A 26,640-nucleotide genomic window follows, 5' to 3' on the forward strand; every position below is an offset into this window, starting at 1 on the left:
AGGAAAATCGCCCCATGAAGCTGCTTGAAGGCAAGACCGTCCTTATCACCGGCGCATCGACCGGCATCGGCCGCGCCGCCGCGATCGGCGCGGCGCAGCATGGCGCGGATGTCGCGATCAACTATGCGAACAGCGACGGGCCGGCCGCAAGCTGCGTGGCGGAGATCGAGGCGCTGGGCCAGCGCGCCATCGCGGTGAAGGGAGACGTCGCCGATCCGCAGACCGCGCAGGATTTCGTGGCGCGCGCGGTCGACGCCTTCGGCAAGGTCGACGTCATGGTGAGCAATGCGGGCATCTGCCCCTTCCACGCCTTCCTCGACATGCCGGTCGATGTGGTCGAGCGCACCTTCAAGGTGAACCTCCATGGCGCTTATTTCATGGTGCAGGCAGCCGCGCAGCAGATGGTGAAACAGGGGCATGGCGGATCGATCGTCGCGGTTTCCTCCATTTCGGCGCTGGTCGGCGGCGAGTTTCAGACGCACTACACCCCCACGAAAGCGGGGGTCCATTCGCTGATGCAGTCCACGGCGATCGCGTTGGGCAGGCATGGCATACGCTGCAACAGCGTGCTGCCCGGCACGATCCTGACCGAGATCAACAAGGATGATCTGGCCGATATCGAAAAGCGCGAATATATGGAAAAGCGCGTGCCGCTGGGGCGTCTTGGCGCGCCGGACGATCTGGCCGGGCCGATTGTCTTCCTGGCGTCGGACATGGCCGCCTATGTCACCGGCGCGGCGCTGCTGGTCGATGGCGGCATGTATGTAAATCTGCAATAATGACACGAACCGTCGCCCTGTTCGTCACCTGCCTGGTCGATCTGATGCGCCCCCGCATCGGCTTTGCCGCGATCCGCGCGCTGGAAGCGGCCGGGTGCGACGTGGTCGTGCCGGAAAGGCAGACCTGCTGCGGCCAGCCTGCGCTCAACAGCGGCGACCGGGACCATGCCGCCGCGCTGGCGAAGCAGACGATCGTGGCGCTGGAACCCTATGAGGCGATCATCGTCCCGTCAGGCTCCTGCGCGGGGACGATCCGCTGCCATTATCCCGAAATATTCGAATATGACGCGCATTGGCTGTCGCGCGCGCAGGCGGTGGCGGGCAAGACGTGGGAGGTCATGGCCTATCTGGATCAGGTCTGCGGGTGGAAACCGAAAGGCGTGACGCTGGACGCCAAGGCGACCTATCATGACAGTTGTTCGGGCCTGCGCGAACTGGGGATCAAGGCGCAGCCGCGCCGGTTGCTCAAGGCCATCGACGGCCTGACCTTCGCGCCCTTGGCCGGCGAGGAGACATGTTGTGGCTTTGGCGGCGCATTCTGCGTCAAATATCCCGCCATTTCCAACGCCATCGTTGGTGAGAAGGCGGATGCGATCGATGCTACGGGCGCTGACCTTTTGCTGGCGGGCGACCTGGGCTGCCTGATGAACATGTCGGGGAAGCTGCACCGCCGGGGCAGCAAGGTGCGCGCCTATCATGCGATCGAACTGATCGCCGGCATGGGCGACGGCCCGGCGATCGGGGAAGAGGCATGAGCGGCTTCACGGACCGCGCCGAGGCGGCGCTGGCCGACCCGATCCTGAAGATTGCGGTCGAACGCACCGCCGGCACGGCCGAGGCCAAGCGGGGCATCGCCATCGACGCCTTCCCCGATTTCGAGGCTGCCCGCAGCCGCGCCGCCGCCATCAAGGATCATGTGATTGCGCATCTGGGCGCCTATCTGGAACAGTTCGAGGCCAAGGCCATCGCGGCAGGGGCCAAGGTCCATTGGGCGAGGACGGCCGACGAGGCCTGCGCAATCGTCATCGCTATCTGCAAGGCGGAGGGCGCGAAGAGCGTCGCGCGGTCCAAGTCGATGCTGGGGGAGGAGATCGGCCTGCCCCACGCGCTGGCCGAGGCCGGGATCGGCCGGGTCGAAACAGACCTGGCCGAACATATCATCCAACTGGCCGACGAGCGCCCGTCGCACATCATCTGGCCCGCCATGCACAAGACGCGCGATCAGGTGTCGGCGCTGTTCAAGGCGAAGCATCGCTCACCCCATCAGGAAGAGACGATCGCCGCCATGGCCGAAAGCGCGCGGCGCGAATTGCGCACGCAGATGCTGAGCGCGGATGTCGGCATGTCGGGCGCGAATTTCCTGATCGCGGATAGCGGCGCGGTCTGCACCGTCACCAATGAAGGCAATGCCGAATTGTCGCTCGTGCCGCCGCGCGTCCATATCGTGACCGCGGGGATCGAGAAGATCGTGCCGTCCATGCCGCACGCCATCCATATGCTGCGGATGCTGGCGCGATCGGCCACCGGCGCGGCGCTGACCCAATATACGACCTTCTATACAGGGCCGAAACGCGCGGGCGACCGCGACGGGCCGGACGCGATGCATATCGTGCTGGTCGATAATGGGCGCACGAAAATGCGCGAGGAAGGGCTGGCGGAGATGCTGCGCTGCATTCGTTGCGGCGCGTGCATGAATCATTGCGTCGTCTTCCGCCAGATTGGCGGCCATGCTTATGGCGGCACCTATCCAGGACCGATGGGCGCGGTGTTGACGCCGGTGCTGGATGGGCTTGCACCCAATCGCGACCTTATCCATGCCTGCACCCTCAACGGCAAATGCCAAGAAGTATGCCCGGTGCGCATCCCGCTACCGACCCTGCTCAAGGGCTGGCGCGACAAGAGTTGGCGCGAGGGACTTGAGCCGACCTCCATGCGCGCGGGGCTGGGCCTGTGGGCCTGGATCGCGACGCGGCCGAGTCTTTATCGGCCGGTCACCACTATCGCCGTGCGGGTGATGCGGCTTTTGGGGAAGAAGGGTTGGATCGCAAGCCTGCCACTCGCGGGCGGCTGGACCCGTCATCGCGACATGCCCAGACCCGCCGCGCAGACCTTCATGACGCAATATAAGAAGGCGCGCCGTCCATGAGCGCCCGTGACGCCATCCTCGCCCGGCTGAAAGGACCGTCGCCCGACCAGGCGGAGGCCGACGCGCTGCTGGTCGCGCCAGAGCGTCCGGCGGTGAACGAAGCGACGCTGGAGGCGGAATTTCTCGCCCGGCTCGCCCTGCCCAGCGTCAATGCAAGCCATGACGTCGTCGGGTCCATGGCGGACCTGCCCACCGCCATCGCCCGCTATCTGGCGGGACAGGGTGAAGCGCTCACGCTCTGCTTGCCCCCCGATCCGCGCCTGACGGCCTGCGACTGGGGCGGCTTCACCCTGCACGACAGCGCCGCGCCCGACGAAGCGGCCGTCCTCGCCATTGCGCGCAGGGGGATCGCGGAAACCGGGTCGCTAATCTTCGAAACCGGCCCGACCGCACCGATGCTGCCCAATTTCCTGGCGCTGCATCATATCGTGTTGCTGGCCGTACGCGACATCGCACCCCATCTGGAGAATGCCCCGCTGACCGGCCCGCAACCGCGCGCCCATTATTGGGTCACCGGCGTATCTGGCACCACTGATATCGAAGGCGCCTATGTCCGCGGCGCGCACGGCCCGCGCTTTCTGCATGTCATCCTCCTGCGGAATTGACCGCAAATCGGACCTTCATTCCACATTCAGGGAGGAGAGCATCGTACAAAAAGTGGGAACCGATTCTGCCTGGAGCGACGCAAAACCAAAAGGCATCGACAGCCGTTCCGCACATCATCCGTTCACCATTTTTTTTAAGGCGTCTGCAAGAACGGCGGATGCAGAATAGGGAGGGGCCGGGATTTATCAGCATGGGCAAAAATCCGTCGATCGACCTTCTCAAGGGGGTCTTGATCCTTTTGGTGATGGCCGGCCATGCCATGGAGCTTGCCCATCAGCAGCATCCGGCGCTGTGGATCGGCGCAGGTTTCCGGATGCCGTTGATGATCGGCATATCGGGCTATCTACTGAACGTCACCCGCACCCGCACCGAACAGACTGGCGTTCTGCTGGGCCGCTATGGCGAACGTATGTTGCTGCCCTGGCTGGTCGCGTCGATCATCTATCTGCTGGTGAGCGGCGGGTCCGTGTCGTGGACCGCCCCGCTGGACCTGCTGCTGCGTCCGCCCTTCCACCTCTGGTATGTGCCGGTCCTCTTCTTCCTGATCCTGATGACGCGCCTCCTTCCCTTGCCGCCGCTGCTGCTGCTGGCGATCGGTGCGCCGATCAGCCTGGCGACCATGTATGGCTTCGGCCTGGATCATGGGCCGGTCGGGGTCAGCCTGCTGTCGCCTGACAGCCGTTTCCTGCGCTTTCCGGTCTATTTCTTCTTTGGCATGTTGATGGCGGAAAGGGGGTTGCCGACCCGCTATCTGGGCGTCGCGTTGCTGGTCATGGCATTGGGCTTGGTCTGGTGGGCGGGCCAGCAGGGCAGCGGCAACGGGCTGGCCTATGTTCCGGCGCGGCTGATGATGTGCCTGGGCCTGATTGCGCTGCTGCCCAGATTGTCGGCGCTGCGCCTGTCCTTCGCCCCGCTCAATCGCGTCGGCCGGGACAGCCTGTTCTTCTATCTCTGGCACCCGCTGGTGATGGGGGTGGCGCTGGCAAGCGGCGCGCGCGCGACGGCGACGCTGGCGCTGTCGATCCTGATCCTGCTGTTCGCCAGCCGCCTGCTCGCGCCGAGCGCGCTGATCCGCCGCCTGGTCGGCAGCGCACCGCCGTCGCGGGCCGTCATCGTGGCGCAGCCGGCGCCGGACGCGGCGCCGCAGCCAGCCTGACGGAACAGGCTGGCCTTTGCTCATCTCAAATGAGGTCAGAGCTTGCCATATTTGGCTTCGAAGCCGGTAATGTCGCCAGCGGCGAGATATTTGGCTTGATCGACCCATTGATCGCGCACCGGGCGGCCCTTGAAATTGCCGAGCTTCGCGTCGATCGCAGCGATGTCGGCATCGCCCCATGCGGCGATCTGGGCGTAGCGGGTGACGCCCAGTTCGATCAGCAAGGTCTTGAGTTTGGGACCGACCCCCTTGAGGCGCAGCAGGTCGTCATGCTCATCCCCGACCGCCGCGATGGCGGGCGAGACGGGAATAGGCGACGGCGCAACTGGTTCCGGCGCGGGCATCGGTTCAGCGACAGGTTCGACCGGCGCGATCGGCTCCACAGGCGCGACAGGCTCCACCACGACCGGCGCGGGAGCGACCGGCGCGGCAATGATCGGATCGACAAATGGGGTGGGCGCCGGGGGGGACGCGGCGCCGGGGACGGACGGTTCGACCGGTTCTTCTGCCTTGCGCTTGCCCGACAGCAGGAAGACCAGCGCGATGACGACCAGCAATGCGACCAGCAGCCACAATCCATAGTCCATGAAGAATTCCTGCATCGCGCTCCGTCTCCCCTGCCAAATCCTGACGCTATTTAAGGATGCTTTGCCGCCCGCTGCAAGAGCATGGCCTATTGCGCTTCGCGCGCGACCTCCCGCCAGCCGATGTCACGGCGGCAGAATCCGGTCGGGAAATCGAGCGCGTCCACCGCGGCATAGGCCGCCGCCTGCGCCGCGCCGACCGTATCCGCGGTCGCGGTGACGTTGAGGACGCGCCCGCCATTGGCGACCAGCGCGCCGTTTTTTTCCGCGGTGCCGGCGTGGAAAATCTTCGCCCCGCCCTGCTGCGCCGCGTCGATGCCGCCGATCGGGCCGCCCTTGTCGGGCGTGCCGGGATAGCCGTTGGCCGCCATGACGATGGTCAGCGCGGTGCGATCCGCCAACTGGACCGGCCCCTGATCGGCCAGCGTCCCTTGCGCCACGGCGAGCAGCAGGTCGATCAGATCGCCGTCAAAGCGGGTCATCAAGACCTGGCATTCAGGGTCGCCGAAACGCGCATTATATTCGATCAGCTTGGGGCCGTCCGTCGTCAGCATCAGGCCGGCATAGAGGACGCCCGAATAAGGCATCCCTTCCGCCGCCATCGTCTCGACGGTCGGCCGGATGATCGTGTCGATCACATCGGCCTCCAGTTCCGGCGTCAGCACGCGGGCCGGGCTATAGGCGCCCATGCCGCCGGTATTGGGGCCGGTGTCGCCGTCGCCGACGCGCTTATGGTCCTGGGCCGATCCGAAGGGCAGGATCGCGACGCCATCGGTCAGCGCGAAGAAGCTGGCTTCCTCTCCGGTCATGAACTCTTCGAGCACCACTTCCTCCCCCGCTGCGCCGAATGCGCCTGAGAACATGGTGTCGAGCGCTTCGATCGCTTCGTCACGGGTTTGCGCGATGATGACGCCCTTGCCCGCGGCCAGCCCGTCGGCCTTGATGACGACTGGCAGGGTGAAATCGTCGAGCGCGGCGACCGCGCCATCCTTGCTGGAGACGCGGACATAGGCGGCGGTGGGGATGTTGGCGCGCTGGCACAGATCCTTGGTGAAGCCCTTCGATCCTTCCAATTGCGCCGCTTTCTTGTTGGGGCCGAACACCGGCACGCCCATGGTGCGCAGATTGTCGGCGAGGCCATCAACCAGCGGCGCTTCCGGCCCGATCACCACCAGGCCGATCGAATGGCGGATGCAAAAATCCATCGTCGCGCGATGATCCGTCGCGTCGAGGTCGACCAAAGTGGCGTGCTCGGCTATGCCCGGATTGCCCGGCGCGGCGTAGAGCGTATCGAGCCGGGGCGATTGCGCCAGCTTCCACGCCAGCGCATGTTCGCGGCCGCCGCCGCCAAGCAAAAGGATGTTCATGTCGCCCATGTCCCCGGAATTTGATGTCTATGACAGTTCGGGCCGCCTGTTAGCGGAGGAACGCGCAGGGGACAACGCGGCGGCGCTCAGCGTCAGCGAATTGTCGGGCCTGCTCAAGCGCACGGTCGAGGACCGGTTCGGCCATGTGCGGCTGCGCGGCGAGATTTCGGGCTTCAAGCGGGCGGCGTCCGGGCATCTCTATCTGGCGCTGAAGGACGAAAATGCGGTGCTGGACGGCGTGATGTGGAAGGGGGGGGCGCAGCGGCTGGCCTTTTCGCCGCAGGACGGGGTCGAGGTGATCGCGACCGGCAAGCTGACCACCTATCCGGGGCGATCCAAATATCAGATCGTGATCGAGCGGATGGAACTGGCGGGCGAAGGCGCGCTGATGGCGTTGCTGGAGAAACTCAAAGCCAGACTCGCGGGCGAAGGGTTGTTCGCGGTCGAACGCAAGAAGGCGCTGCCTTTCCTGCCGCGCACGATCGGCGTCGTGACGTCGCCGACCGGCGCGGTGATCCGCGACATATTGCATCGGCTGGCCGATCGTTGCCCGACCAATGTGCTGGTCTGGCCAGTGCTGGTGCAGGGCCAGGGCGCGGCCGAGCAGGTGGCGCGGGCGGTGCGGGGATTCAGCGCGATGGACGGCGGCGGCCCCCTACCCCGCCCGGACCTGGTGATCGTGGCGCGCGGCGGCGGGTCGATCGAGGATCTGTGGAGCTTCAACGAGGAGATTGTCGTCCGCGCGGTCGCCGATTGCACGATTCCGATCATATCGGCGGTGGGTCATGAGACGGACACGACCCTGTGCGACTATGCCGCCGACCGGCGCGCGCCTACGCCCACGGCCGCCGCCGAAATGGCGGTGCCGGTGCGTGCGGAATTGCTGGCGGGATTGACCGAGATGGGCCTGCGGGCGAGCCGCGCGGTGCGCCGCGGCGCGGCGCAGGCGCGGGAACGACTGGAGATGCAGGCGCGGCTGATGCCCACGCCCGACATGCTGCTCAGCCCCCAGCGGCAGCGGCTGGATGACGCCAGTGCGCGGCTCAATCGCGGCCTGAGCCACCGGCTCGTGGTGGCGCGCGCGCATCTCAATGAAGCGGGCGGCGCGCTGCGACCGGCCCTGCTGCGCCAGCATGTGCAGCGCGCGGGCGAACGGCTCGACCGGCTGAAGCTGCGCCCCGACTATCTGCAACGCGCTTTGTCCGATCGCGCGATCGCCTTCGACCGGGTGTCGCGCCATTTCGCCTCGCTCGATCCCGACCGGCCGCTGCAAAAGGGCTATGCGCGGGTGATGGCGCGGGGGCGGCTGGTCCAGTCGGTGGCGGCGGCGCAGGCGGCGGGCCGGGTGACGCTGCATTTCAAGGATGGCACCGTGGACGCCGCCATTGGCGATGCGCCGCCGCTTGAGAAGCGCCCGACGGTCGCTATATCCCCTTCATCGCGGCCCGTGCGCAAGACGCGCGAGGCGGACGAAACGCCGCAGCAGGATCTGTTTTCCTGACGGGGCGAAGAAAGGCCTGACCCATGTTGATGTCCAACCGCGACCGGATCGCCCGGCTCCATTATATGCCCTATAGTTTCCGCGTGCTGCAGGCGGGCGACCATGTCCTGTGCGCCGTGACCGGGCAAAGAATCGCGCTGGAGGATTTGCGCTATTGGAGCATCGCGCGGCAGGAACCCTATGCCAGCGCCGATGCGTCGGTGCAGGCGGAATTGCGGGCGCACGGGCCGCGATGAGGCGGATCGGCCTGGCGCTGCTGCTGGCGTGCGCCGGCGCGGCCGTCGCGCAGCCCGGCGCTCGTCCCGTGGCGACACGGACCGATTTTCAGCTGACCGGCGCGGCGACGCAGGGCGGCCTGCTGGTCGGCACCGCGCCGGCCGGGACGGTCGCACTCAAGCTGGACGCGCAATTGGTGCCGGTGGACGCCGACGGGCGTTTCCTGATCGCGTTCGACCGCGATGCCGCGCCGACCGCGCGCCTGGTCGCCCGGCTGCCTGACGGACGAACGGTCGAGCGCGCGTTGACCGTTGCCCCCCGCGCCTGGCGGATCGAGCGGATCGACGCGCCGATGCGGCCGACCAAGAGCACCGAGGCCTTTCTGGCGATGCGCAAGCCGGAACTGGAGGCGATCGCCGCCGCGCGGGAGACGGTGACGGACGCGCAAGGGTGGCGACAGCGCTTCATCTGGCCGCGCATCGGGCGGATATCGGGGCTGTTCGGATCGCAGCGCGTCTATCAGGGGACGCCCGGCGCCTATCATGGCGGCGTCGATGTGGCGGGCGCGACGGGCGCGCCAGTGGTCGCGCCGGCCGACGGCGTGGTGATCCTGGCGGCGGCGGACAAGCCTTTCTCGCTGGAGGGGCATTTGCTGATGATCGACCATGGCCACGGCCTCAACAGCGCCTTCCTGCACCTGTCGCGGATCGACGTGAAGGTCGGCGAGTCTGTGGCGCAAGGGCAACGCATCGGCGCAGTCGGCGCGACGGGGCGCGCGACCGGGCCGCATCTCCATTGGGGGATGAAATGGAGCGAAGCGCGGATCGACCCAATGCTGGTCGCCGGGCCGATGCCGAACGGCCTGTAAGGGTCAGCTCACCCGCTTCATGCGCACGGCCCGGCCGCCCTCGACCTTGCCCATGAAGCTGCCCATGGCGGCGCGCTTCAACTCGATCTTCTGGCCCGGCTTGGGGTCGCGCGCGGTCATCGCCTCGGTCGTCATCCACTGGGCGCCGTCCTCCAGACCGATCTGCCACTTGCCATAGCCCAGGCTGCGGACCGACGCGATCACGGCGTCGATATGGGTGACCCCTTCCGCCTGCGGCTTGTCGCCATCTTCCTCGTCGCCCCCGTTCAGGAAGGGCAGTTTGGGGAAGGAAAAGCCGAACAGCGTCTTGCGCGTCCTGTTGAGTTCGCTCTTGTCGAGCACCACCACTTCGTCGCGCTGGGCGGCGACGTCCATCGCGCCGACCTGCTGGTCGAAACAGGCGAGGCGCGCGCTATTGTCCGTTATGGTGCGACACTGGAGCAGGTTTGTGAAGATTTCCGGCCGGGGCTGTTGCTTGGGCGCGGCCTGCGCCTGTCCGATGCCGACCACAAGGCAAAGAGATAGAGATAGCGCCAATATCCTGCCGCGCTTGCCGTTCATATCCGCTTTTCCTTCGCCGAACCACCTGATGCGCTTTAACATGCACCCGTAAACGATGACGTCAATATGACAGCCCCGGCCGATCCAGGCGGATGGTAGCGCCACATTCGGTGGGTTGCTCCGCAGCCTGATGCATGATTGCTACATCCTATTGTAACTTCGTGTAATTATCTTGCAATACAGGCGTAAAACAGCCGGCGTTGCCGCTTGTTGCATTTATGATACAGCCACATCCAAAAGCGGCCGTCGCCCTTTTCCACCGCTTTACAGCGCCCTGAACCCCGCGCAGTTTCGGGGTCATCCATATGGGGGGATCGCTGTCGGGCACCATATCCCTCTGTACGGGCCACATCTGTGGCAGGCTATCTGCCAAACTCCAGAGCAAGGGACTGGAACCGTGAAAACATTTTCGAAGAGGGCACTATTGCGTGCCAGCGCCGCACCGGCGATTCTGGGCGCGTCGCTGATCGCGACGGCTGCGTTCGCACAGGACGCACCGCAGGCGGCGGAAGCCGAAGCGGGCGACACCATCATCGTCACCGGATCGCGTATTGCGCGGCCTGATCTAACCGGCACAAGTCCGGTTTCTGTCGTGACTTCGCAGGAAATCCAGCTGCAGGCCAATTCTGCGAACATTGAAAATGTTCTGAATGACTTTCCGCAGATCACGCCGACCCAATCTTCGACGTCGAACAACCCCGGCGGCGGTGTTGCGACAGTGAACCTGCGCAATCTCGGCTCTCAGCGGACGCTGGTACTGGTCGATGGCCGTCGCTACATGTCGTATGACGTCAGCCAAGTGGTCGATCTCAACACCATCCCCAGCGCCTTGATCGAACGTGTCGATGTCGTAACCGGCGGTCAGTCGGCGGTTTACGGGTCAGACGCCATTGGCGGCGTCGTCAATTTCATTTTGAAGCGCGACTTCCAAGGCGTGGAGCTGAACAGCAGCTATAACGTCACAGAAGAGGGCGATGGCCAGATCTGGGATATCAGCGGGACGATCGGTTCCAACTTCGATGACGGTCGCGGTAACGTCACCCTGTTTGGCCAATATACGAAGCGTAAGCCGACCTATGCTGGCGCTCGCGGCTTTTCCAGAAATGCCTTGAGCGACCGTCAGGACGGGTCCGCACCGTTTATTGGCGGTGGTTCGGGATCGGTTCCCCAGGGACGGGTCATCATTCCGGGCTTGGGCGCTGCTACCGGTCTGGGCTGCGACAGTCAGGATTTCTCGGCTGATGGCTCTTCGACCTGTTATAATTCCGTGGCGGATTCGTACAACTTCGCACCGGTAAACTATCTGCAAGTGCCGCAGGAACGCTTCCTGATTTCCGCAATGGCGCAATATGAAATCAACGAACATTTCACGCCCTACATGGAGGCGCAGTTCGTCAACAATCGCGTCAATGCCGAGCTGGCTGCCACCCCCATCAGCCAGGGCACGCCCTTCGGTGAAGGCACGATCGGCGCGCTCACCATCCCCGTCAACTCCGCTTTCCTCGCTCCAAGCCTCCGGGCCGCGCTGACGACATTGGACACTGATGGCGACGGCTATGTTCAGGCACCGAGTTGGGCTTTCCGTACCACACAGATTGGTCCCCGCGGCAACGCGGACGAGCGCAATGCTTTCCGGGTCGTGGCCGGCATGAAGGGCGATATCGGCGCGGGCTTTTCTTACGACGGTTATTACAGCTATGCCCGCACGAAGAATTCGCAGCGGCAGTCGGGCAACGTCGCCATTGACCGCTTCCTTGCGTCGGTGTCTGGTTGCCGTGGCGGTGAAACTGGCTGCGCGCCGGGGAATATTTTCGGCCTCAACAATCTGAGCCAGGAAGCCATCGACTATATGTCGATCGGGGCCACCAACCTGGAAACCTACACGACCGAAGTCGCAAGCTTCGCCATCACAAATGGCGAGCTGTTTGATCTGGGCGCTGGCGGCGTCGGCATCGCTTTCGGGGCCGAATGGCGCCGTGAAGCAGGTGAGGTCGAACCTGACGAATATTTGTCGTCGGGCAATGTTGCAGGCTTCAATCCTGGCTCGCCAACCGCCGGCAGCTATACCGTGCGAGAATTCTTCGGCGAAGTTCGCGTGCCTCTGCTGCGTGAATCCTTCGTTCACAAGCTTGAGCTGAACGGTGCGGCGCGTGCGTCGAAATATTCCAACGCACCTGGCAATGTCTTCACTTGGTCTGCTGGCGCGGAACTGGCGCCGGTCCCCGATTTGACCTTCCGAGCACAGTATCAGAAGGCTATTCGTGGTCCTAGCGTCAGCGAACTATTCCTGGGCAATACGGTCAGCTTCGAAGGCAATGCCGAAGGCTGCGATACAGCCGCCGCCGCTGCCGCTGGAGCATTACGAGAGCTATGCCTTAGCCAAGGCGTGCCAGCAGCAGTCCTCGATGATCCGGCCGCTCGTGCGGCACTGGGCGATCCGAACCTTGTTAACCCGCTGACTTTCACTGGCGGCAATCCAAACCTGCGTGAAGAATCTGCCAAGACCTATACAATCGGCGCAGTTTTCTCGCCGAGCTTCCTCCCCGGTTTTTCGGCAACGGTCGATTATTATAACATCAAGATCGATGGTTACATCGCTCCGGTGCCGACCGACACCATCGGATCGCTGTGTTTTGACAGCCTGAACCTGGATTATTGCTCGCTCATCAAACGCAACTCGCTGGGTCAGATCGATAGCTTTGAAGCGTTCAACCTGAACTCCGGCGGCCTCAAAACCGCAGGTATCGATGTCACCGCCAATTATGGGCTGCCGCTCGGCAAGTTCATGGGTTCGGAAGATGCAAAGCTGACGTTCAGCTTCAACGGCTCGCGGTTGCTTAAATCGGACTACACGCCGGTTATTGGCGTGGATAAGGTTATCGATTGTGAAGGTCGATTCGGCACGCAGTGCGGCGTTCCCACTCCGAAATGGCGTCACACTCTCCGTACTGGCCTTGAACTTTCAAAGGTCAGCATGTCGGTTCAGTGGCGTTATATCGGTAAATCGCGCGACGATGATGATGACACGCTCTATGGATCGGAGAAGATCAAGGGGTTTAGCTACTTCGACATGACCTTCAACGCCGATGTGACGGACAATTTCACGTTGGGTGCCGGCGTATCGAACATGTTCAACAAGAACCCTCCGCTGTCCGCTAGCGGCCAGAATGGCGGCAATGGTGAACAGACCAACACCTATCCGACGCTTTACGAAGTCCTCGGCCGGTCGTTCTTCTTGAGCGGAAAGCTCCGCTTCTGATCTGAGCGATTACTCAAAAACAAAAGGGGGGAGGTGCGGACAACCGCACCTCCCCCCTTTTTTATTGGTTCGAGCGAAACCAACCCGTTACGGAATGGCGCTTGCCGCCTGCAAAGGGCGTAACATAGCTCACACTATGGCGCTGCGGCACGGCAAAGATATCCAATGCATTGAAGTCCGGGGCGAATCCTTCAACTCGACCATCCTCGTGGTGGAACAGCAGCAGTCCTCCCCATTCGATGCGCCAATTGCGCGTGAGTCCCAGAACATAGGCTGCATGTCGATGTTTCCCCGGCACATGGTCGTCATGTCCTGTGAGGAAGTCGCCTGGACCGTAACGGGTCGCTTGGCTATCGGCGAAACTAATGGCGCTGTTTCCGGTAATGGACCTTATCAATTCGATGACCGTCAAACTTGAAAGAAAATCCGCGAACGCACAGAGCCGGTCGGGAGAGCGGCGTCGGGCCTCAAAATCATCAGGGACTCGAATGCTGCTGTAACGGAACTGGAAACCTGCACGCGCAGCTTCATGGACGGCAGTGTCCAGCGCGGCCAGTCGATCCTTACCCATCGCTTCTGCCGCATCACCGTCGATTTCAAATATCTTTTCCCCGGCGTTCACGATCATCCGCCAATCGGACCGCTGTTCCACCGCCTTCGCAAGACTTTCGGCGATAGAATCTGGCATAAACGGACATATACGGACGTGACCGACGCGAATGAACCGCTCGCGCAAAAGGGCAACATTCAGGTCGGCTAGTCGGAAATTTCCCGATTGCGAGGCTAGTTTTCCATTAGCACCAATCATCAGGCGACCGTCAGCTTCAGCGCGCCGTCGCCATCCTCCACGCGGACCGTCGATCCGTCCGGCGCTTCGCCGCGCAGGATGAGATCGGCCAGCGGGTCTTGCAGGTAACGCTGCACCGCGCGCTTCAAAGGCCGCGCGCCATAGACCGGATCATAGCCGACCCGGCCGAGCCAGGCACGCGCCTCGTCAGTCAGATCGAGCACGATCTTGCGATCCTTGAGCAGCTTGCCGATACGCGCCACCTGGATATCGACGATCGGGGCCATATGGGCCGCGCCCAGACGGTGGAACAGGATTACTTCGTCCAGCCGGTTCAGGAACTCCGGGCGGAAATGGGCGCGGACGATGTCCATTACCTGATCCTCGACCTTTTCCACCGGCTCGTCATCGGCCAGGCCGGTGAGATATTGGCTGCCCAGGTTCGACGTCAGCACGATGATCGTGTTGGTGAAGTCCACTGTGCGTCCCTGCCCGTCGGTCAGGCGGCCGTCGTCCAGCACCTGGAGCAGGATGTTGAACACGTCGCCATGCGCTTTCTCCACTTCATCGAACAGCACGACCTGATAGGGGCGACGGCGGACGGCTTCGGTCAGGACGCCGCCTTCCTCATAGCCGACATAGCCCGGCGGCGCGCCGATCAGGCGGGCGACGCTGTGCTTCTCCATGAACTCGCTCATGTCGATGCGCACCATCGCGCTGTCGTCGTCGAACAGGAATCCTGCCAGCGCCTTGGTCAGCTCGGTCTTGCCGACGCCGGTGGGGCCAAGGAAGAGGAAGGAGCCGAGCGGGCGGTTGGGGTCTTGCAGGCCGGCGCGGCTGCGGCGCACCGCGGTCGACACGGCCTTGACCGCATCGGCCTGCCCGATGACGCGCTTGCCCAGCGTTTCTTCCATCGCCAGCAGCTTTTCGCGCTCGCCGGTCATCATCCGCTCGACCGGGATGCCGGTCCAGCGGGCGACGACGCCGGCAATATCCTCCGCCGTCACTTCCTCGCGCAGCATAGCGCCTTCCGACGCGGTTTCCGCTTCGGCGAGCCGCTTTTCGAGCGCGGGGATGCTGCCATAGGACAGCTCGCTCATCTTCGCGAGGTCACCCGCGCGCTGGGCCTGCTCCAGTTCTAGCCGGGCGGCGTCGAGCTGTTCCTTGACCCTGGCTTCGCCGGCGATCTTGTCCTTTTCCGACTGCCAGCGCGTGGTCAGCGCGGCGGATTGCTCCTCCAGATTGGCGAGATCTTCCTCCAGCGTGGTCAGGCGGTCAGCGGACGCCTTGTCCGTCTCCTTCTTCAGCGCCTCTCGCTCGATCTTGAGCTGGATGATGCGGCGGTCGAGATTTTCGATCTCCTCCGGCTTGGATTCGACCTCCATGCGCAGGCGGCTGGCGGCCTCGTCCATCAGGTCGATCGCCTTGTCGGGCAGGAAACGGTCGGTGATGTAGCGGTTGGAGAGCGTCGCCGCGCTGACGAGCGCGCCGTCAGTGATCCGCACGCCATGGTGCAGCTCATATTTCTCCTTCAGGCCGCGCAGGATGCTGATCGTGTCCTCGACCGTTGGTTCGCCGACGAAGACCGGTTGGAAGCGGCGCTGGAGGGCGGGGTCTTTTTCGACATATTTGCGATATTCGTCGAGCGTGGTCGCACCGATGCAGTGGAGTTCGCCGCGGGCGAGCGCGGGCTTGAGCAGATTGCCCGCGTCCATCGCGCCTTCGCTTTTACCCGCGCCGATCAGCGTGTGCATTTCGTCGATGAACAGGACGATCTGACCGTCCGCGCCCTTCACTTCGTCCAGCACGCCCTTGAGGCGCTCCTCAAACTCGCCGCGATATTTGGCGCCCGCGATCAGCGACCCCATGTCGAGCGCCATCAGGGTGCGGTCCTTGAGCGTGTCGGGCACGTCGCCATTGGCGATGCGCAGCGCGAGGCCTTCGGCGATCGCGGTCTTGCCGACGCCGGGGTCGCCGATCAGGACCGGGTTGTTCTTGGTCCGGCGGGCAAGAATCTGGATGGTGCGACGGATTTCCTCGTCGCGGCCGATGACGGGATCGAGCTTGCCCGCGCGCGCCGCTTCGGTGAGGTCGCGGGCGAATTTCTTGAGCGCGTCGTAACGATCCTCCGCGCCTGCCGTGTCGGCGGTGCGTCCACCGCGCAAGGCATTGATCGCAGCGTTGAGCGCTTCGGCCTTCACCCCGGCGGCGGCCAGCGCCTTGCCCGCGGTCGTGGTGGTGGCGAGAGTGAGCGCGAGCAGCAGCCGTTCAACGGTGACGAAGCTGTCGCCCGCCTTCGCCGCGACCTGCTCGGCGCTGTCGAGGACGCGCACGGCGTCATTGTCGAGGCCTGGCGTCTGCTGCGCGCCGGAGCCGGACACGGCCGGCACCTTGGCCAGCGCCGCGTCGATGTCGCGCAACGCGACTTGCGCCGAGCCGCCCGCCGCCTTGATGAGGCCGGACGCCATGCCCTCGCTGTCTTCCAGCAGCGCCTTCAACAAATGGTCCGGGCCGATCCGCGGATGGCTCATGCGGATCGCGACAGTTTGCGCCGATTGCAGGAAACCCTTGGCGCGGTCGGTGAATTTTTCGAGGTTCATGATAGCCCCTTGGAAAGAATTGCCCCTGATGTAGTGTTGCCCAATAGCAACACAAGAGCGGAAACAGACTTTGTCGCCCACCGCGGTAAGCCCGGCACCTTCGCACCATCTAGGCAGATCCGATTTCTTCTTCTAATCGATTCCACCGGGTCGCACCGCATTATTCCGGGGGGAAAATTTCGTGAAGCGACTTGTCATTCTAGCGGCCATGCTGGCTTCCACGCCGGTAGCCTATGCCAACACCCATTGCGACGCCGTCGGGGGCTACACGATCGGCGCATCGCCGATCGGCCTGGTTCCGGGCACCTATATTCCCTATATCGATACGGCTGGCGTAGAACGGATCAACGTACCCACTGTGACGGGCGGCATCGTGCCGTTGCGCACCAGCCAGTTGACGATTCTTGGCATTCCCTTTTCCTTTGCAAACAGCACACCGCTGCAACTGAGCTGCGGTAGCCCCGACAGCGCCAATTTCCGGGCGGTCGCCGATGCGCTGGACATGGATTTCGATTTCGACTTGGACGGCGATTCAGACACGATCGGCGGCGCGGCGACGGCGTGGAGCGTCGCCAATGAGGATGGCCAGCGTTTCGACCTTAAATATGCCAAGGGCATCCGCCTGTCGGAACGCAACCGCACCCGCTTGCTGATCACCGTCCCGGCGCGATATCTGAACGTCAACAGCACGGCCGGCGGCCTTGCCAGCGCGCATGGCGGCCTCAAGGCCTTTTCGATCGGGCTGGGCGTGGGCGTGCAGATTCCGGTCAGCACCAATTGGTGGCTGACCCCGCGCGTGTCCTATACCGCCACCGACGCCAGCAAGGGGCTGGGCGGCGATGGTGAACTGGCGTCGGCGACCCTGTCCAGCAACTATCGCTTTGCCGGCATCGGGCGTGGCGAACTGACCATGGGCAATCTGGTCGGCTATACCCAGACGGTCCGCACAGGCATCACCAGCCAGGACAGCGCCGACTATTTCAAGCAGCGCAACTGGTGGTTCCGTAACGGGCTGGCCTATCAGTTGCCATTGGGCGGCCGGATGTTCGGGCGCCAGACGTCGCTGCGCACCAGCTATGTCTTCACCCTGGGCGCCAAGGACACGATGGCGTTCGAGCAGGTGCATGAAGCCGCGATCAATTTCGGTTTCCGCATGCGCGAGACGGAGCAGCGCGCGGGCAGCGACCTGCTGCGCGTTGGTTTGCTCTACACCCATGCGAAGAACGAATATTTCAAGAATGCAGATTATGACTCGCTGACGCTGACGGTCGGCTACCGCTTCTGATTCTAGGGTGGGGGGAGCCAGGCTCCCCCTATTTTGCCGTCAGGGCTTGGCCGCCTTGGACACGGTCGGCGCGAAGGTGTCGCCGAAGAAATCCGCCTGATACCAGAGGGGCGCGGCATCGCCATCCGCCATGGCGCGGGTGATGCGGTAATTGGCCTCCGCAAAGCGGGCGCCGGCGGTCCAGTCGATCTTCTGGCTCATGTCATCGCCGGGGTGGTGATAGGCGCCGCCCAGAAATGCTTCCCAAGCCTTTTCGCCGCCATTGGCATAGCCGGTGGCGAGGAAGACGGCGGGGACGCCCTGTTTCACGAACATATAATGGTCCGAGCGCACGAAGATCGTCTCCTGCGGCATTGGATCGGCGGCGAGCGTCACGCCCATGGGCGCGACCGCCTTGGCCACGATCGGTCCCAGCGTGGAATGATCCGCGCCGAAGGCGATGAGGTCGGTAAAGGGATAGAGCAGCAAGGGCATGTCGAGATCGACATTGCCGACGATCTGCCTGACCGGGACGCTGGGATGACGGGCATAATAGTCGGCGCCGAGCAGGCCCTTTTCCTCCGCCGTGGAGGCCAGGAAGATGATCGAGCGGCGCGGTTTGTCCGGCGCCTCAGCCATGGCGCGGGCGACTTCCAGCATGGTGGCGATGCCTGCGCCATTGTCCAGCGCGCCATTGTTGATCCGGTCCTTGTCCGGCGCGTCGCCAGGCTTGGCGGCACTGACACCGATATGGTCGAGATGGGCGGAGAGGACGACATATTCGTCTTTAAGTTTCGGGTCGCTGCCGGGCAGGATGGCGACGACATTGGGGCTGGTGACGCGCTGGCTGACCGTATCGGCCTTGATCGTCACGCCGGTCTTGAGCGCGAAGCCTTTGGGCTTGCCGCCCGGCTTGTCGGCGGTCTTGCGGATCGCGGCGATGGTCGTGGGCGCGCCGGAGAACACAGCCTGTGCCGCCGGATCGTTCAGCATCGCGGACGCGCGCAGGCCCGGTGCCGCGTTGAACGGCACGCCTTCGGGCGAAACCCAGGTGAAATCGGGTTCGTCGGCGAACTGCACCATCCGCGCCCAGGGACGGGCCTTGGCCGACTGGAGCGTGTTGAACGCGATCATGCCGATCGCGCCATGGGATTCGGCGATCTTCCCCTTGGTGGCGGAAAGATGTGCGCCCTCCTCGCTCGGCAGCCCCTTGGGATAGCCGCGCAGGGTGACGACGATCTTTCCCTTCACGTCGAGGCCGGCATAGTCGTTGAGGCCAAGCCGCGCATTTTCAAGGCCATAGCCGACGAAGACGAGCGGCGCCGTGACGTCAAGATGCGGCTGGTCGGCGTTTATGCCGACGATCACGTCGCCGGCGTGGGTGAAGCTTTTCGCCCCGGCCGGGCCGGTGACGGTCAGCGTGGCGGGCGTTTTGTCAAATTCGGTTTTCTGGAAGGTGATGCGCTGGAGCCAGCTACCATTGTCGCCGGCAGGCTTGAGGCCGAGACCGTCGAACTGGCTGGCGACGTAGCGGGCGGCGATCTCATGCCCTTCGCTGCCGGTGTCGCGACCCTGGAGCAGGTCGTCGGCGAGAAATTCGACATGAGCGCGCATGGCCGCGGGGGTGAAGACCGGATCGGCGGCGTTCTGAGCCGAGAGGGCGGCGGGCAACAACAGCGCCGTCATGGCGGCGAAGGCAATGGCGGTTTTCATGAAAGGATATGTCCACTGGATTACGGTATCGATGGAGGATTGCCGCCCTCCCCCGGCCATGTCCAGCAATAAGCGTATTGCACGTCTAAAACGGCCCGCTATGCTGCGCCCATTGTCGCTTCAGCCGCGTTCTGCACTCGCTAAAGCTCCCCTTTTCATGAGGTTCTCATGGCCCTTTCCCCGATGTCGCGCCGCCTGTCCCTGATGCTGGGCCTGTCGGTCCTGGCGCTGTCTCCCATGGCGCAGGCCGCCAAGCCCGTAGCGGCCGCAGCGCCCGCCCCGGTCGCCAGCCTCGTGTCCCAGGTCGATATTCCTTATGAGGAATTCACGCTGAAGAACGGGCTGCGCGTCATCGTCCATACCGACCGCAAGGCGCCGGTGGTGGCGGTGTCGATCTGGTATCATGTCGGGTCGCGTTATGAACCTGTCGGCAAGACCGGCTTTGCCCATCTGTTCGAGCATCTGATGTTCTATGGCTCGGAAAATGCCGATGGTCCCTTCTTCGGACGGCTGGAAGATATCGGCGCGACCGACTGGAACGGGACGACCTGGTTCGACCGCACCAATTATTTCGAGACGGTGCCGACAGGCGCGCTGGACCGGGCCTTGTTCCTGGAATCGGATCGCATGGGGCATCTGCTGGGCGCGGTGACGCAGGCCAAGCTGGATACGCAGCGCGGCGTGGTGCAGAATGAAAAGCGGATGGGCGAGAATGAGCCTTATGGCCTGGTCGAATATGCGCAGCTCGACGCGATGCTGCCCGCTGGCCACCCCTATCGCCACTCCACCATCGGATCGATGGCGGACCTGAACGCGGCGAGCCTGGCCGACGTCCAGAGCTGGTTCAAGACCCATTATGGGCCGAACAATGCCGTGCTGGTGCTGGCGGGCGACATTGATGCCGCAACCGCCAAGACGAAGGTCGAGAAGTGGTTCGGCAATATCGCCGCCGGCCCGGCCCCCAAGGATGTGGACGCGACCGTGCCGAGCCTCGACAAGGATGTCGAAAAGGTGATGCACGACAATGTCGCGGCGACGCGGCTCTATCGCAACTGGATCGTGCCGGGGGTCAATTCGGCCGATTTGCAACAGCTGGACCTGGCGATGACAGTGTTTGGGGGGCTTAAATCCTCGCGGCTCGACAATGTGCTGGTGCGCGACGAGAAGGTCGCGGTCAGCGTGAAGGCCAGCATCCAGCCGTTCGAGAAGCTGAGCATCGCCGAGATCACCGTGGACGTGAAGCCGGGCGCGGACCCGGTGGCGGTGGGCAAGCGGCTGGACGCGCTGCTGGCCGATTATCTGGCCAAGGGGCCGAGCGCGGACGAAGTGCTGCGCGCGGCGACCACCCAGGCGGCGGGCACGATTTCCGGGCTGGAAAAGGTCGGCGGCTTTTCGGGCAAGGCGGTGACGCTGGCCGAGGGCGCGGTCTATTCCAACGATCCGGCCAAATATAAGAAAGACCTGGCCGTTTATGCCGGGGCGACGCCCGAAACGGTGAGCGCGGCGGCGCGCAAATGGCTGGGCCGGCCCGTGTTGCGCCTGACCGTGGCGCCGGGCGAGCGTAGCGCCGCGGACAATGCGTTGGCGGGGAATGCGACGCACAGGCCCGCCTTCTTCCGCAATCCCGATGCCGCCGCGCCCGTCATCACGACGCAGGCAGGGGCTTTGGCCGCGCCGACCAAGATCGCCGAGCCGCCGATCGAGCCGGTCAAGGATCTGGACTTTCCCGATGTCGAACATGCCACATTGAAGAACGGCATCCCGGTGGTTCTGGCCCATCGCGCGACGGTGCCGACGGTGCGGATATCGGTCGCTTTCGACGCAGGGAATGCCGCCGACGACCGGGCCAAGCTGGGCACGGCGGGGCTGACCGCCGCGTTGCTGGACGAAGGCACCACAACCCGGTCGTCGGTGCAGATCGCCGAGGAGCAGGAAAGGCTGGGCGCGTCGATCAGCGCGGCCAACAGCATGGACCGGACCAATGTCGGCCTGTTCGCACTGAAGCCCAATCTGGATGCGTCGTTGGGCCTGCTGGCCGATGTGATCCGCAACCCCGCCTTCGCGCCGGCCGAGGTCGAGCGACTGCGCGGGCAGGTGCTGACCCGGATCGCGTCGGAAAAGACCGAGCCGATGGCGATCGCGCAGCGGATGCTGCCGCCCCTGCTCTATGGGCAGGCGCATCCCTATGGCATTCCCTTCACCGGGTCTGGCACGGAAAGCGGCGTCAAGGCGGTGACGCGGGCGGACCTGACCGCCTTCCACGACGCCTGGCTGCGGCCCGACAATGCGACCATCTTCGTCGCGGGCGATACGACGCTGGCCGAATTGATGCCGCTGCTGGAAAAGCGCTTCGGCGACTGGAAGGCGCCCAAGACGGCGAAGGGGACCAAGACGTTCCGCATGGACAAGATGATGCGTCCGTCGCGGATCATCCTGATCGACAAGCCGCAAAGCCCGCAATCGCTGATCCTGGGCGGGTTGTTGACCAACAAGGCGGGGACCGACAATCCGGTGACGTTGCAGACCGCCAATGAAGTGCTGGGCGGCAGCACGACGTCGCGCCTGACGATGGACCTGCGCGAGACGAAGGGTTGGGCCTATGGCGCAGGTACGGCGCTGCCGGGCGTCAAGGAGGCGATCCCGCTGCTGGTCTATGCGCCGGTGCAGACCGACAAGACCGGCGAGTCGATCATCGCCGCGCGGCAGGACATCAAGGACTATCTGACGACCAAGGGCACGACGGAGGCGGAGCGCAACCAGACGATCAACAGCCAGATCCTGTCGCTGCCGGGCAGTTTCGAGACATCGTCGGACCTGCTGTCCGCGATGATGCGCAACAGCCTGGTCGGCCGGCCGGACGATTATTACGAGACATTGCCCAAAGTCTATCGCGCCATGACCGCCGCGGACTTCGACAAGGCCGCGCGCGAGGCGATCAACCCCGACCGGCTGATCTGGGTCGTGGTCGGCGACGCCAAGCTGGTGCGACCGCAGCTTGACGCGGTGGGGCTGCCGGTGGAAATGGGCACACTCGCGGATTGACGCGAACGTAAAGGAGACTGGATATGGCAACCGTAGATGGCGCTTATGATTGCGTGGCCAAGACGCCGATGGGCGACCAGAAGGGCGTGTTCACCGTCGTCAGCAGCGGCGACCGTTTCAACGGGACCTTCGCCGGGATGATGGGGTCGCTGGATGTGGTCGATGGCAAGGTCGATGGCGACGCGCTGACATGGAAGATGGAGATGACCATGCCCATGCCGATGACGCTGGAATGCGAAGCCGAGGTGGCGGGCGACGCCATTACCGGCACTATGCAGCTCGGCGCGTTCGGCGCGTCGGCCTTTAACGGGACGCGCCGGGGATAAGATGCTTTGACGGTGCTCCCGCATAGGCGGGAGGCCAATTCAGACCGCAGGACCGTGCTCCCGCCTGCGCGGGAGCACGGCGCATTGCTGGTCGATCGCGCGCCCCACTGTCGATTGTGCGACAGCGAACGAGACAGTTGCGCGCCATTGACAATTTTCATTAGTTAGCTATCTAATGGAAATGCCCCTGTCAGAACCCAAGCGCGCGCTCGCGCACAAGATGGCCCCGGTCGCCCGCGCCTGGCGGCAGTTGGCGGATACCGTATTGGCGGAATTCGGCGTGTCCAACAGCGCCGCCTGGTGCCTGATCCATATCGACCGGCTGGGCGGCGAGGTGGGCCAGAGCGCGCTGGCCGAGTCGCTGGACATCAGCCAACCCTCTTTGGTTCGCACATTGGACCAGGTGCAGGCGGCGGGGCTGGTGACGCGGGCGCAGCATCCCGACGACAAAAGATCCAACATCATCGCCCTGACCCCGGCCGGGCAGGAACTGGTCGGCCGGATCGAAGCGAAGCTCGACGCGCTGCGGGGCGAATTGCTGAAGGACGTGCCGGACGGCGCGATCGAGGTCACCGTGTGGTTGCTCGACCTGCTGAGCCTGCGCATCGCCGAGCATAAGAGCCCGGCGTGAGCATCCGGCCATGAGCGGCAAAATCATCGGCGAGCGCTTCGGCGCGCCAGCCGCGCTCTTTTCCCTCAAATGCCTCGCGGCGAGCATGTTGGCGCTTTATGTCGCGTTCAGCATCGGGCTGGAGCGGCCCTATTGGGCGTTCCTGACCAGCTATATCGTCGCCCAGCCCATGGCCGGCGCGGTGATTTCCAAGGCGGTGTTCCGCGCCGTGGGCACATTGGTCGGCGCGATGTTCGCGGTCGCCATCGTGCCGCCGCTGGTCAATGCGCCCGAATTGCTGGCGCTGGCCATGGCGTCATGGCTGGCGCTGTGCGTGTTCGTCTCGCTGATGGACCGGACGCCGCGATCCTATATGTTCGTGCTGGCGGGCTATACCGCCTGCCTGATCGTCTTCCCCGACGTCGATACGCCGCAAACGATCTTCACGGTGGCGTCGCTGCGCGTGCAGGAGATTTTGATCGGCATCGCCTGCGGCAGCCTGGTCCATAGCGTGATACTGCCCGGATCAATCACCACCACGCTGTTGGCGCGGGTGGAGGGGATGCTGCGCGACGCCGAACGCTGGTCGCGCGACGCGATCGCGACGGAACCAGTGGCAGGTTTGGATGCCGAACGCCGTCGGCTGGCGCAGGACGTCACGGAATTGCACCAGATGTCGGTCCACCTGCCCTTCGACATCAGCCGCCTGGCGCCGCGCGTGCGCACCGTGCGCGCATTGCAGGACCAATTGTCGATGCTGCTGCCGCTGGGCGCGGCGGCGGAAGACCGGCTGGCGCAATTGAAGGCCGCCCATGGCGGGACCGTGCCGCCGCAGGTCGAGACGTTGATCGCCGATATACGCGCCTGGCTGGATTCGCCGGTGGTGGACAATGACAGCCGGGCGCTGCTGGCCCAGGCGCTGATCGACCGCTGTGCGGCGATGGAGCCGGCGGCGACGCCCGACATGGGATGGGCCGACATGATGCGGTTGAGCCTTTATGCCCGGCTGGCCACGCTGATCGCGGCGCATCGCGACTGCCGCGACCTGCACGACCAGATGGCGACGCACAGTCGCGCCGCGGTGACGCCGAGGGTCGCGCAGCTGCTGGAGGGTCGCCGCAATCGCGAGTTGCACCGCGATTACGCCAGCGCGGCGCGCGGCGCGTTCAGCGCCTTCGTCACCGTGACGCTGGGCTGCGCGATCTGGATATTGAGCGGGTGGAAGGATGGCGGGACGGCGGTGATGCTGGCCGGCGTGTTCCTGGCCTTGTTCGCGGCGCTCGACAATCCCCTGGCCCCGCTCAAGGGATTCATGGTCGGCACGATCGCCGCGTCGGCGCTGGGCGCGCTGTACGGCTATGCCATCATGCCGCGGCTGGACGGTTTTGCGATGCTGGCGCTGGCCTATGCGCCCGCCTTGCTGATGCTCGGCGCGATGATGGCCTCGCCGCGCTGGGCGGGGATTGCGCTGCCCACCCTGCTGGGGCTGGGCAGCCCGGTGCTTTTGTCGAGCAACTATGTCAGCGCCTTTGGCAGCTATATCAACGGCGCGGTGGCGCAGATCGTCGGCATCTGGTTCGCGATCATCATGGCCGGGCTGTTGCAATCGGCCGGGGTCGAAGACGCGATCCGCCGCACGTTGCGCGCGGGCTGGGCCGACATCGCCAATCGCGCGACGCTGATGAGCCCCCCCGACGTGCGTGGCTGGATCAACCGGATGCTCGACCGGATCGCCCTGCTCGCCCCGCGTCTGGCGGCGACCCGCGCCGATAGCGGCAAACCGCTCTACGATGCGCTGCGCGACCTGCGCACCGGGGTCGCGATCGGCGAGTTGCGCCAGTTGCGGCTGGACCTGCCGATCCAGGAAGGCGCGCCGCTGGCCGCCGTGCTGGGCGGGGTCAGCCGCCATTATCGCGGGTTGGACCCGGACGGGCCGGCGCAAGCCGACCCTGCGCTGCTGCACGATATCGACAGCGCCATCAGCGACATCAGCGCCCATCCGCGCTTGCCGGTACGGCGGGAGGGCGTGCTGGGGCTGGTGAGCCTGCGCCGCAACCTGTTCCCCGACGCCCATGCCTATCGGAGGGCCATGGCATGACCGGCGAAATCGCCCTGGGGGGCATCTATATCCCCACCCTGTTGCTGCTGGCGCTGGTCGCGCTGGTGCTGAGCTGGGCGCTGACCCGGCTGATCGGCGCTTTCGGCCTGTACCGTTTCCTGGCCTATCGTGCGGCGGTGGACCTCAGCCTCTTCATCCTCCTGCTCGGCGCCCTCGCGCTGCTCGTCCCCACCTTTGGAATCCGTCTATGAACCGCCTCTCGTCCACGCTGGTCCGCAGCGCCGCCACCATCCTGCTCGTCATCGCCGCGGCGCTGGTCGCGATCTGGATGTGGAATCATTATGAGCGCAGCCCCTGGACCCGCGACGGGCGGGTGCGCGCCGATGTGGTGCGGGTGACGCCCGACATCAGCGGGCTGGTGACGTCGGTCGCGGTGCATGACAACCAGCGGGTGAAGCCCGGCGACCTGCTGTTCGTGATCGATACGCCGCGTTACGCACTGGCGCTGGATCAGGCCCGGTCGCAGATCGCCAGCGCGCAGGCGACATTGGCGCAGGCACGGCGGGAGGCGCGGCGCGACCTGGCGCTGGGCGACCTGGTGGCGGCGGAGACGCATGAGCAGAATGTCGCGCGGGTCGAGACGGCGCAGGCCGCGCTGACAGAGGCGATGAGCGCGCGCGAGGGCGCGGCGCTGAACCTGCAACGGACGCGGGTGCTGGCGTCGGTCAATGGCGTGGTCACCAACCTGGACCTGCATCCGGGCGACTATGTCGGCGCGGGCAGCCAGGCGCTGGCGCTGATCGACAGCGATTCGATGCGGGTCGAGGGCTATTTCGAGGAAACCAAGCTGGGTTTGATCTGCATCGGCGCGCCGGTGACGGTGCGACTGATGGGCGAGGCGCAGGATCTGCACGGCCGGGTCGAGAGCATCGCCTTCGGCATCGACGACGACAGCCGGACCAACAGCGGCAACCTCCTCCCCTCCGTCGAGCCGACCTTCAGTTGGGTACGGCTGGCGCAGCGCATTCCGGTGCGGGTGAAGCTGGACAAGGCGCCGGCGGGGTTGCGGCTGATTTCGGGCCGGACCGCAACGGTGACGGTGCAGCCCGCGGCGCCTGAGAAAAATGGGGACAAGGATGGCAAGGCGGGGGTTTGCCGTCATGGCTAAGGCTAACCGGGCCAAAAGGCAGCCTGTT

22 protein-coding genes are annotated in these 26,640 nt (G+C 64.6%); 16 read left to right on the forward strand and 6 right to left on the reverse strand.

All coding sequences use genetic code 11. The features are described from left to right. The first annotated feature begins 14 nt into the window (after positions 1-14). The 5 genes from V473_RS15960 (at position 15) to V473_RS15980 (ending at position 4,687) form a co-directional block, all read left to right on the forward strand. Entirely contained in the window at positions 15-779 is a 765-nt protein-coding gene (locus tag V473_RS15960) for an L-rhamnose 1-dehydrogenase Lra1 (RefSeq protein ID WP_066607056.1), read from the forward strand. After that, entirely contained in the window at positions 779-1,534 is a 756-nt protein-coding gene (locus V473_RS15965) for a (Fe-S)-binding protein (RefSeq protein WP_066607058.1), read from the forward strand. The genes V473_RS15960 and V473_RS15965 overlap by 1 nt, the downstream gene beginning before the upstream one ends. Continuing rightward, entirely contained in the window at positions 1,531-2,925 is a 1,395-nt protein-coding gene (locus V473_RS15970; RefSeq protein ID WP_066607060.1) for a lactate utilization protein B, read from the forward strand. The genes V473_RS15965 and V473_RS15970 overlap by 4 nt, the downstream gene beginning before the upstream one ends. Beyond that, positions 2,922-3,530 carry a LutC/YkgG family protein gene (locus V473_RS15975; RefSeq protein WP_066607062.1) on the forward strand — a complete coding sequence of 203 codons (609 nt, stop codon included), beginning with the start codon at positions 2,922-2,924 and terminating at the stop codon, positions 3,528-3,530. The genes V473_RS15970 and V473_RS15975 overlap by 4 nt, the downstream gene beginning before the upstream one ends. 191 nt (positions 3,531-3,721) lie before the next feature. Beyond that, on the forward strand, positions 3,722-4,687 hold the full coding sequence (locus V473_RS15980; RefSeq protein WP_066607543.1) for an acyltransferase family protein: 966 nt from the start codon (positions 3,722-3,724) through the stop codon (positions 4,685-4,687). 35 nt (positions 4,688-4,722) lie between these two features. On the opposite strand, the gene V473_RS15985 is transcribed toward V473_RS15980, so the two are convergent. Beyond that, positions 4,723-5,289 carry a hypothetical protein gene (locus V473_RS15985; protein WP_066607072.1) on the reverse strand — a complete coding sequence of 189 codons (567 nt, stop codon included), beginning with the start codon at positions 5,287-5,289 and terminating at the stop codon, positions 4,723-4,725. Positions 5,290-5,360: 71 nt separating this feature from the next. Next, positions 5,361-6,638, reverse strand: coding sequence for a phosphoribosylamine--glycine ligase (gene purD / locus V473_RS15990; RefSeq protein ID WP_066607545.1), 1,278 nt, complete (start codon positions 6,636-6,638; stop codon positions 5,361-5,363). A gap of 7 nt (positions 6,639-6,645) precedes the next feature. Here purD and xseA point away from each other — a divergent pair, with 7 nt between their 5' ends. From xseA to V473_RS16005, 3 genes are read left to right on the forward strand one after another with little or no spacing between them, the layout of a single operon-like run. After that, a complete protein-coding gene (gene xseA, locus V473_RS15995; protein ID WP_066607075.1) occupies positions 6,646-8,139 on the forward strand; it encodes an exodeoxyribonuclease VII large subunit in 1,494 nt (497 codons plus the stop codon). A gap of 23 nt (positions 8,140-8,162) precedes the next feature. Next, a complete protein-coding gene (locus V473_RS16000; RefSeq protein WP_066607081.1) occupies positions 8,163-8,375 on the forward strand; it encodes a DUF2093 domain-containing protein in 213 nt (70 codons plus the stop codon). Then, positions 8,372-9,223: a M23 family metallopeptidase gene (locus V473_RS16005; RefSeq protein ID WP_082679157.1), complete on the forward strand. Its 852-nt coding sequence runs from the start codon at positions 8,372-8,374 to the stop codon at positions 9,221-9,223. Before V473_RS16000 ends, V473_RS16005 begins: the two co-directional genes overlap by 4 nt. Before the next feature lie 3 nt (positions 9,224-9,226). Here V473_RS16005 and V473_RS16010 read toward each other — a convergent pair whose 3' ends face one another. Next, positions 9,227-9,784: a hypothetical protein gene (locus V473_RS16010; RefSeq protein ID WP_066607550.1), complete on the reverse strand. Its 558-nt coding sequence runs from the start codon at positions 9,782-9,784 to the stop codon at positions 9,227-9,229. Between the two features lie 397 nt (positions 9,785-10,181). Here V473_RS16010 and V473_RS16015 point away from each other — a divergent pair, with 397 nt between their 5' ends. Further along, a complete protein-coding gene (locus V473_RS16015) occupies positions 10,182-13,043 on the forward strand; it encodes a TonB-dependent receptor domain-containing protein (protein ID WP_066607083.1) in 2,862 nt (953 codons plus the stop codon). Between the two features lie 61 nt (positions 13,044-13,104). Here V473_RS16015 and V473_RS23015 read toward each other — a convergent pair whose 3' ends face one another. Together V473_RS23015 and clpB are read right to left on the reverse strand one after the other, a co-directional pair. Further along, entirely contained in the window at positions 13,105-13,851 is a 747-nt protein-coding gene (locus V473_RS23015) for a 2OG-Fe(II) oxygenase (protein WP_082679158.1), read from the reverse strand. Beyond that, entirely contained in the window at positions 13,851-16,430 is a 2,580-nt protein-coding gene (gene clpB / locus V473_RS16030) for an ATP-dependent chaperone ClpB (RefSeq protein WP_066607094.1), read from the reverse strand. The genes V473_RS23015 and clpB overlap by 1 nt, the downstream gene beginning before the upstream one ends. A gap of 181 nt (positions 16,431-16,611) precedes the next feature. Here clpB and V473_RS16035 point away from each other — a divergent pair, with 181 nt between their 5' ends. Next, positions 16,612-17,715 carry a hypothetical protein gene (locus V473_RS16035; RefSeq protein ID WP_148648424.1) on the forward strand — a complete coding sequence of 368 codons (1,104 nt, stop codon included), beginning with the start codon at positions 16,612-16,614 and terminating at the stop codon, positions 17,713-17,715. Between the two features lie 39 nt (positions 17,716-17,754). On the opposite strand, the gene V473_RS16040 is transcribed toward V473_RS16035, so the two are convergent. Continuing rightward, positions 17,755-19,407: a M28 family metallopeptidase gene (locus tag V473_RS16040; RefSeq protein WP_066607109.1), complete on the reverse strand. Its 1,653-nt coding sequence runs from the start codon at positions 19,405-19,407 to the stop codon at positions 17,755-17,757. Positions 19,408-19,575: 168 nt separating this feature from the next. Here V473_RS16040 and V473_RS16045 point away from each other — a divergent pair, with 168 nt between their 5' ends. The 6 genes from V473_RS16045 to V473_RS16070 all read left to right on the forward strand — a co-directional run bounded on the left by V473_RS16045 (position 19,576) and on the right by V473_RS16070 (position 26,612). After that, positions 19,576-22,449: a M16 family metallopeptidase gene (locus V473_RS16045; protein WP_066607114.1), complete on the forward strand. Its 2,874-nt coding sequence runs from the start codon at positions 19,576-19,578 to the stop codon at positions 22,447-22,449. Between the two features lie 23 nt (positions 22,450-22,472). Beyond that, entirely contained in the window at positions 22,473-22,775 is a 303-nt protein-coding gene (locus tag V473_RS16050) for a hypothetical protein (RefSeq protein WP_066607116.1), read from the forward strand. A 181-nt stretch (positions 22,776-22,956) separates the two neighbouring features. After that, on the forward strand, positions 22,957-23,406 hold the full coding sequence (locus V473_RS16055) for a MarR family winged helix-turn-helix transcriptional regulator (protein WP_066607553.1): 450 nt from the start codon (positions 22,957-22,959) through the stop codon (positions 23,404-23,406). A 10-nt stretch (positions 23,407-23,416) separates the two neighbouring features. Further along, positions 23,417-25,483: an FUSC family protein gene (locus V473_RS16060; protein WP_066607120.1), complete on the forward strand. Its 2,067-nt coding sequence runs from the start codon at positions 23,417-23,419 to the stop codon at positions 25,481-25,483. Further along, positions 25,480-25,695 (forward strand): DUF1656 domain-containing protein, encoded by a 216-nt coding sequence (locus V473_RS16065; protein WP_066607122.1) that lies wholly within the window; start codon positions 25,480-25,482, stop codon positions 25,693-25,695. The genes V473_RS16060 and V473_RS16065 overlap by 4 nt, the downstream gene beginning before the upstream one ends. Continuing rightward, the gene (locus V473_RS16070; protein WP_066607124.1) at positions 25,692-26,612 is read left to right on the forward strand and encodes an efflux RND transporter periplasmic adaptor subunit; all 921 of its coding nucleotides are present in this window, start codon (positions 25,692-25,694) and stop codon (positions 26,610-26,612) included. Before V473_RS16065 ends, V473_RS16070 begins: the two co-directional genes overlap by 4 nt. Positions 26,613-26,640 lie beyond the last annotated feature (28 nt).

It is taken from the genome of Sphingobium cupriresistens LL01, from assembly GCF_001046645.1.
In the GTDB taxonomy this organism is placed as follows: domain Bacteria; phylum Pseudomonadota; class Alphaproteobacteria; order Sphingomonadales; family Sphingomonadaceae; genus Sphingobium; species Sphingobium cupriresistens.

Coding starts and splice junctions, on each gene's coding strand:
- V473_RS15960 (WP_066607056.1), top strand. CDS start 15: ATGAAGCTGCTTGAAGGCAAGACCGTCCTTATCACCGGCGCATCGACC.
- V473_RS15965 (WP_066607058.1), top strand. CDS start 779: ATGACACGAACCGTCGCCCTGTTCGTCACCTGCCTGGTCGATCTGATG.
- V473_RS15970 (WP_066607060.1), top strand. CDS start 1,531: ATGAGCGGCTTCACGGACCGCGCCGAGGCGGCGCTGGCCGACCCGATC.
- V473_RS15975 (WP_066607062.1), top strand. CDS start 2,922: ATGAGCGCCCGTGACGCCATCCTCGCCCGGCTGAAAGGACCGTCGCCC.
- V473_RS15980 (WP_066607543.1), top strand. CDS start 3,722: ATGGGCAAAAATCCGTCGATCGACCTTCTCAAGGGGGTCTTGATCCTT.
- V473_RS15985 (WP_066607072.1), bottom strand. CDS start 5,289: ATGCAGGAATTCTTCATGGACTATGGATTGTGGCTGCTGGTCGCATTG.
- purD (WP_066607545.1), bottom strand. CDS start 6,638: ATGAACATCCTTTTGCTTGGCGGCGGCGGCCGCGAACATGCGCTGGCG.
- xseA (WP_066607075.1), top strand. CDS start 6,646: ATGTCCCCGGAATTTGATGTCTATGACAGTTCGGGCCGCCTGTTAGCG.
- V473_RS16000 (WP_066607081.1), top strand. CDS start 8,163: ATGTTGATGTCCAACCGCGACCGGATCGCCCGGCTCCATTATATGCCC.
- V473_RS16005 (WP_082679157.1), top strand. CDS start 8,372: ATGAGGCGGATCGGCCTGGCGCTGCTGCTGGCGTGCGCCGGCGCGGCC.
- V473_RS16010 (WP_066607550.1), bottom strand. CDS start 9,784: ATGAACGGCAAGCGCGGCAGGATATTGGCGCTATCTCTATCTCTTTGC.
- V473_RS23015 (WP_082679158.1), bottom strand. CDS start 13,851: ATGATTGGTGCTAATGGAAAACTAGCCTCGCAATCGGGAAATTTCCGA.
- clpB (WP_066607094.1), bottom strand. CDS start 16,430: ATGAACCTCGAAAAATTCACCGACCGCGCCAAGGGTTTCCTGCAATCG.
- V473_RS16040 (WP_066607109.1), bottom strand. CDS start 19,407: ATGAAAACCGCCATTGCCTTCGCCGCCATGACGGCGCTGTTGTTGCCC.
- V473_RS16045 (WP_066607114.1), top strand. CDS start 19,576: ATGGCCCTTTCCCCGATGTCGCGCCGCCTGTCCCTGATGCTGGGCCTG.
- V473_RS16050 (WP_066607116.1), top strand. CDS start 22,473: ATGGCAACCGTAGATGGCGCTTATGATTGCGTGGCCAAGACGCCGATG.
- V473_RS16055 (WP_066607553.1), top strand. CDS start 22,957: ATGCCCCTGTCAGAACCCAAGCGCGCGCTCGCGCACAAGATGGCCCCG.
- V473_RS16060 (WP_066607120.1), top strand. CDS start 23,417: ATGAGCGGCAAAATCATCGGCGAGCGCTTCGGCGCGCCAGCCGCGCTC.
- V473_RS16065 (WP_066607122.1), top strand. CDS start 25,480: ATGACCGGCGAAATCGCCCTGGGGGGCATCTATATCCCCACCCTGTTG.
- V473_RS16070 (WP_066607124.1), top strand. CDS start 25,692: ATGAACCGCCTCTCGTCCACGCTGGTCCGCAGCGCCGCCACCATCCTG.